Source organism: Terriglobus sp. YAF25 (genome assembly GCF_052113305.1).
Taxonomy (GTDB): domain Bacteria; phylum Acidobacteriota; class Terriglobia; order Terriglobales; family Acidobacteriaceae; genus Terriglobus.
In genome coordinates this window covers 1-6,165 of record NZ_JBFRCY010000223.1, presented here as the reverse complement: position 1 = coordinate 6,165, position 6,165 = coordinate 1, and the positions used below count along the sequence as shown (strand labels likewise).

6 protein-coding genes are annotated in these 6,165 nt (G+C 56.3%); 4 read left to right on the top strand and 2 right to left on the bottom strand.

What is annotated here, in order from left to right; all coding sequences use genetic code 11:
* Nucleotides 1-57 precede the first annotated feature (57 nt).
* Together AB4043_RS11210 and AB4043_RS11205 are read left to right on the top strand one after the other, a co-directional pair.
* Nucleotides 58-471 carry a DUF6908 domain-containing protein gene (locus AB4043_RS11210; protein ID WP_442299661.1) on the top strand — a complete coding sequence of 138 codons (414 nt, stop codon included), beginning with the start codon at nucleotides 58-60 and terminating at the stop codon, nucleotides 469-471.
* Nucleotides 472-553: 82 nt separating this feature from the next.
* Nucleotides 554-2,149, top strand: a complete 1,596-nt coding sequence (locus tag AB4043_RS11205; protein ID WP_442307076.1) for a ParB/RepB/Spo0J family partition protein — start codon at nucleotides 554-556, stop codon at nucleotides 2,147-2,149.
* 236 nt (nucleotides 2,150-2,385) lie between these two features.
* On the opposite strand, the gene AB4043_RS11200 is transcribed toward AB4043_RS11205, so the two are convergent.
* Together AB4043_RS11200 and AB4043_RS11195 are read right to left on the bottom strand one after the other, a co-directional pair.
* On the bottom strand, nucleotides 2,386-3,714 hold the full coding sequence (locus AB4043_RS11200) for a transposase (protein ID WP_442307075.1): 1,329 nt from the start codon (nucleotides 3,712-3,714) through the stop codon (nucleotides 2,386-2,388).
* A gap of 85 nt (nucleotides 3,715-3,799) precedes the next feature.
* Complete coding sequence (locus tag AB4043_RS11195) at nucleotides 3,800-5,191, bottom strand: cation:proton antiporter (RefSeq protein ID WP_442307074.1); 1,392 nt, start codon at nucleotides 5,189-5,191, stop codon at nucleotides 3,800-3,802.
* Nucleotides 5,192-5,324: 133 nt separating this feature from the next.
* Here AB4043_RS11195 and AB4043_RS11190 point away from each other — a divergent pair, with 133 nt between their 5' ends.
* Both AB4043_RS11190 and AB4043_RS11185 read left to right on the top strand, forming a co-directional pair.
* Nucleotides 5,325-5,798, top strand: a complete 474-nt coding sequence (locus tag AB4043_RS11190; protein ID WP_442299868.1) for a MarR family winged helix-turn-helix transcriptional regulator — start codon at nucleotides 5,325-5,327, stop codon at nucleotides 5,796-5,798.
* Between the two features lie 9 nt (nucleotides 5,799-5,807).
* Nucleotides 5,808-6,165 (top strand): hypothetical protein (locus AB4043_RS11185; protein ID WP_442307073.1); only part of this gene is annotated, 358 nt, incomplete at its 3' end.

The following is a 6,165-nucleotide window of genomic DNA, read 5'->3' as shown; positions in this document are numbered from 1 at the left end:
CGTTGCAGCCGAGGACAGCGAACCTTCCACCGCAGTACCGCCGGAAGAGGTGGCGGCATGAAAACCATCCTCGCCATCTTGCAGAAGGCCGGAGGTTGGCGACTCGGCCTCTATCTCAAAATCGAAAACGCGCCGTACACGGAGCTTGTCATTGAAGCGGTGGACGAGTCTGGCCCATGTGGTCTGCCCTCTATCTCCGTCGCTCACTACGGCGAACAGAACGGCGACCTCATGCGCGACCCGGAGATGTGCTTCGAGCTTGGCCTCGCCGGTGGCGCTCACCTCAATCCGTTCTGTTGGCGAAATGACTATGTAGCCATCGAGCAGTGGAGCCGCTTCATCCGCGACGGCAACTATTGTTTTCACCCGCAGCTACACGCACAGCACGAGAGTTTCGCGAAGACGTGGGACTACAACCTGCGACAGCAGGGCTTCGCGGACGTGTTCACGGACAAGTGCATCGTCGGCTAGTCCGCTCATCTTGGAGCGGAGCCAGTTCGACCCTACCGCTCTATGACCTCAGCCCTAACCCTACAAAAAGGAGCTTTTCATCATGCAGACCCAAACCATCACACCCAACGTAGTAGCGCAGGAAGTCCCACTCTCACTTCTCACGCCGTCGAGCACCAACCCACGCCAGCACTTCAATGAAGAAGACCTCAAAGAACTGTCGGAAACGATTCGTAAGTCCGGCGTCTATCAGGCTATCCTCGCCCGCCCCAGGGAGCACGGCTTGGAGATCGTCTTTGGCGAACGACGCTATCGCGCCTCGTTACTGGCCGGGAAAGAAACCATTCCTGCCCTTGTGCGCGAGATGAGCGACGCGGAGGTGTTGGAGGCGCAACTCGTTGAGAACTTGCAACGCCGCGATGTGCACCCAATGGAAGAAGCCGAGGGATACAAACGCCTCTTGTCTCTCGCAGAGCCGACCTACACCGTCGAGCAAATCGCCGCGAAGGTCGGCAAGACCCCTGCCTACATCACCACTCGCCTAAAACTCACCGACCTGTGCGATGAGGCAGCCGCCGCGTTCTACCAAGATCACATCGGCGTTGGTCATGCGCTCTTGCTGGCGAAGCTGCCACCAGAGCAACAGTCACCCGCGCTTCTCGCGTGCTTCAAAGAGGTCTACAACGGCGGCGACAAGCCCACCCGCGTTCTTCTGCCTGTCCGCAATCTTCAGTTCTGGATTGCAACCAACGTCTTGCTCATCCTCAAGGATGCGCCGTTCAATAAGCGCGATGCGCAGCTTGTTCCGACCGCTGGCAGTTGCGCCGACTGCCCCAAGCGCACAGGCCACAACAAGTTGCTCTTCGGGGATGATCTCGGCAAGCAGGGTGACCAGTGCACCGACCCAACTTGCTRTCAGGCCAAAGTAGACGCACACGTCGCCAAGGCCATCGCCGCAAAACCGGAGCTGGTACAGATCAGCACCGCGTACGGTGTGCAGCAGGAAGGCAGCACCGTCCTGCCACGCAATAAGTACACCGCGATTCGAGACGAACGCCCTGCATCGAAGGACGAGGCGAAGCGTCCTGAATACAAGGAATGCAAGTACACCACGGAGGCCATCATCACCGAAGGCAGCGATGTCGGCACCATCCACAAGGTATGCGCCAACATGAACTGCCCGGTACATCATCCCAAGCAAACCAGCGGACGGGATGAGGCCAAGTGGAAGGCCGAGCAGGACAAGCAACGCCGTGAACAAGCTATCGCCAACGCAACCGGGCTGCGCGTCCTCTCAGCCATCGGTGCCGCCGTTCCGGTGCGGTTGCTCAAGCGTGACCTCCTTTTCGTGCTGGAAAAGTTGGTCAGCATCTTGGATGAGTCGCGCATCGAGATGCTGGCGCGACAGCATGGCATCCGCCAAAAGCGTGACGAAGGAGGCGCTGCAAAAACGCTGATAGCTTTCATGCGCCGCGCCGACGAAGGTACGTTGTCCCGGCTTATAGTCGAGGCCATCATCCTTCTCGCTGCGTCCCGTCACAACGGAACGAGTGTCCTCAAGGATGCCGCTGCGTTGTACAAGGTAGACACCGAGGCCATCGGTCAGAGGGTGAAGCAGGAGTTTGCTGCGAAGGCCAAGGCGAAGAAGGAAGTTGGGCCTGCCGCCAAACCGGCCCCTAAGGCCAAGAAAGCGGCCTAACGTCACAACTTTCGAGGGGCGGCGAACCTGCCGCCTCTATTTTTTGCTGCCTAAACTCGCGCAGGAAGACACCGCTTCGGTTTCTTCCTGCGACCATCATCCCGCTTCGGCTCCGGCCCTCGCTCGCCGGCTGCGCGGCAGGAAGACGTTCCGAGGTTGTTACCAAACTCGCCAAAGCTTTCGCGACAAGTGATTCCAGTGGAGCTGAGGTGGTCCCTGAACTCTGAGTTGGGCGCTCAGAGCTTCTGGATTGACCCGATCAGGGCATGAACCCCGGCAACCTGCACCATACGTTTGAGGTTATAGGCCATCGTTGCAAGTCCAATCTCAATCCGGGCACCCTTTAGGCCGCGTAAGAGCAGTCTCGGATGTCCGAAAATTCGATACTTCATCGTTGCGAAAGGGTGTTCTACAGTTGATCTTCGAAGTCTCATGGCCGCCGGAGTTGCACGCTCTTGCATGCGGAGCAACGTTTCTTCGTGCAAGTGGCGAGTGAAGGATCGTTGCGCTGCAAGAGTGCAGTTTGACTTCAAGGAACATGTCGAGCAATCGGCACTAGCAGCTCGATAGACGATATCAAGCTCCTTCGGCCGCGTCCGTTTTCTGCGAAGAGTTTTGCCAGCAGGACAAGTGTATGTGTCAGAGGCCGCCTGGTACTGAAAGTGTTCGCGGGAGTAGAAGAGTCCGCCGCTTCTTGTATGCACGTTACGTGCAGTTGGGATGTGTAGCTCAAACCCTTTCTGCTCGCATTCTGCGGCTTGCTTTCCATTGGAATAACCGGCATCAGCCGTCACATGGAAGCTCTCCAGATTCAAAGCCCTTGCTGCCGCCTCAACCATTGGTTGCAACTGGCGATTATCAGCGGCGTCCAATACTACAGAATGCGTCACGATGACAGCGTGCTCCGCATCGACAGCGGTTTGGACGTTATACGCAGGTGYGGTTGCACCCCTCATAAGCATGAAGTTTGCTTCCGGCTCAGGATGTTCCTTCAGCTTATCCAGCGCAGCCTGCACCCCTGAAGCGTCAACTTCTCCATGGTGCTCACTGTCCGCTTTCTCCATGCCGTCAAGGTATCGCTGCAACTGAAATCGCTCGCGGGCACTGTCAATGCTCGCCACTGCCCGGAACTTGCTTCCATCGATCGCTATCCATTCTCCACGAATAAGACCACAACCTTTCGCCAATCGTACAAGTTCCGCCCCAGCAGACGTGACGCTCTCCTGATGCATGCGCCGAAACTCGGCAATCGACTTGTAATCTGGGTAGAGTCGCTCTAAGAGCCACATGAGTTCCACATTGCGTCGGCATTCAGCTTCTAAACGCCTGGAGGAACGCAGTTGGTTCAGATACCCATAAATATAAAGCTTCAAGAGTGCGCGAGGATCGTATCCGGGCCGTCCGGTCGCAGCGGGCTGTGCCCGCTCGAAACCCAGTTGAGCCATGTCGAGCTTCTCGACAAATGCGTCGATTACTCGGCAGACATGGTTTGCCGGGACTAGGTCGTCCAAGACAACAGGAAAGAGTGTGGACTGTTTGCGTCCTTCACCTTGTATATAGGCCATAAGCGACGATGTCCTCGCGATTACGAGGACATCGTCTCATCCTTACCTGTTTAAAAGATCGGACGTCTTGAGTAGATCGTGATGTTCAGCACGAGACATTGCCTAAGCGTCCGTGCATCCGCCGGAGGAGAGGCGAGATCGTCAAGCCCTGCACCAAAATAGAGAACACTACCGTGATGTAAGTCGCGGCCAACAGCAAGTTGCGTTCTCCAGCAGGTTCCTGCGGAAGCGAGAGGGCAAGAGCAACTGCCAGCGCCCCTCGAAGCCCTCCCCAAGTCAATATCGTCACATTGCCAGTCACTCTCTGACGACAAACCGCGAGTGTGCGTACTACCGCGGTTACGCTGGCGAAACGTGCAATGAGCACTACGGGAATTGCGATCAATCCTGCCGTTAGCAGAGAAAAGCTGAGAGGAAGTATGAGTAGCTGTAGGCCCAACAAGAGAAAGAGCACGACATTCATAATGTCGTCGATCAATTCCCAAAACTTCTCAAGGTGATCTCGGGTGGTCGGAGACATCGCGAAGCGCCGTGCAGTCCCGCTGACCATAAGCCCAGCGGCAACAGCTTCAAGAGGAGCCGAAAGATGAAGGTTGTCGGCTAGGACGTAACCTCCCATCGCCAGAGCAAGCGTAAGCATGACTTCAACCCGATAGCTATCGACCATCCGGATAAGGCGGTATGTGAGATATCCGAGTGCCATTCCCAGCGCGATACCTCCGCCTGCCTCTCCGAGCAACAGGGCTCCAAACGTCRCAGGGGAAGGCAAACTGCCGTGCCCCGATCCCTTAGCGGAAGCCCCTAGAAGCGCGACGAAAATCACGGCACCAACTCCGTCGTTGAACAACGACTCACCCGCAAGCTGGATCTTCAGTTCTGGCGAAGCACCCACGCGCTGCAGCATATCCAGCACCGCAATTGGATCGGTGGGCGAAATCAATGCCCCAAACAGAAGTGCTTCCGTCCAACTGATCGGGATGCTTGCGAGGTGCAAACTCGTTTTGAATAGGAATCCGACGATGACCGTCGAAATCGCGGTGGCGAAAATAGCCAAACTGAGTACAGATACGCGTTCACGTCCGAGCTGCTTGAGATCAAGTTGCAGCGCTCCAGCGAATAGAAGGAATGCCAGCATGCCGTGGAGGACCGCCTGATTGAAGTCGATTCCGGATACCAGCAGATGAGCGCTCGCCTGAAGTGCTGGGACAGTGTGCCCGCCCACAATGAGAGCGCAGGCCGCAGCCAAAGACAGGACCATCGTCCCGATACTTGTTGGCAAGCGAAGTACCCGATAACTGAGGAAGCTGAAGAGAGCACCGAGTGTGACAAGTGCGCTAAGCAGCGCGAATGAAGGCATCATGTCGGCTATCACTAGGATAGACGATTGCGGAGCGGCACACCGACAGGCCTCCGGGCGGCTCTTCAGTTGGGAAAGTTGTTCTCTCGACTTGCGGATCGGATTGGTGACAAGTTTCATAACAGCCTCGTTCCCGCTCCTGCACTTTTCCCCTTTGCTGCCTGCGGCGTTCCAACTTCCCACAAGGGCGTTGTTAGGAGATCGAGGCGGGCCGTCTTGACAGATAGTTTCCACGGATACTATAGTGATTTCCATGGAAACAATATCGCGGGTGAATTCGCGCCTATCCCAGCTTGAGAGCCACCTGGGCTACTGGCTCAGACGCGTCTCCAATGCAGTATCAGGATCGTTCGCCCGCGCCCTTCAGGAGAAACAGACTTCCGTCGCGGAATGGGTACTACTGCGTGAACTTTACGAACGCGGACAAGCTTCTCCAAGCGAGTTAGCCGATAGCTTGGGGTTAACTCGTGGCGCAGTTTCCAAAATCGTAGACAAACTCGATACGAAGGGCTGGCTCGAAACGGAGACTAAGGAGGGTGACAGCCGGTTCCGTTTGCTGTCCCTTACCTCGGCAGGACAGCGGAGCCTTCCCGTTCTTGCAGAGATTGCCGACCAAAACGATGCAGACTACTTCGATTGTCTGACTGCAAGAGAGAAGAGCATTCTGCGGGAACTGCTTATCAAACTTGCAAAGCACAACCACATCTACGATGTCCCAACCGAATAGGAGAAGCTGATGAGCAAAGCAATCGAAAACCTAATAGAAGCCACGAAATTCGCACTGGCAAACCGTCCCCGTGTGGGTGGCTTCCCATACCTGGCCGAAGTTCTTCGAAAGGCAGGCGTGACCCGCAATGTCTGGTCGCTACCATCCTGCCAGAGCCTCTACTTAACCGGGGAAGGACCAGTCGTCATGCAGGGCTCACCTTTGGTCAACGGCGCTGTCGATGTCCCTACGTTCGACGAACAGGCCATAATCAAGGCGCTACGCGTGGATCAGGCTGGTGAAAGTACATTTCCGCAGTTTCTGGATGCGACCTGGCTGGCTGGAGTCGTGCGCTATGAAGTAGACCTTGAAGCACGCACAGTGGCCT

What these genes read in the sequence shown, in the direction of transcription:
- AB4043_RS11210 (WP_442299661.1), top strand. Translation starts at nt 58, where the DNA reads ATGAAAACCATCCTCGCCATCTTGCAGAAGGCCGGAGGTTGGCGACTC.
- AB4043_RS11190 (WP_442299868.1), top strand. Translation starts at nt 5,325, where the DNA reads ATGGAAACAATATCGCGGGTGAATTCGCGCCTATCCCAGCTTGAGAGC.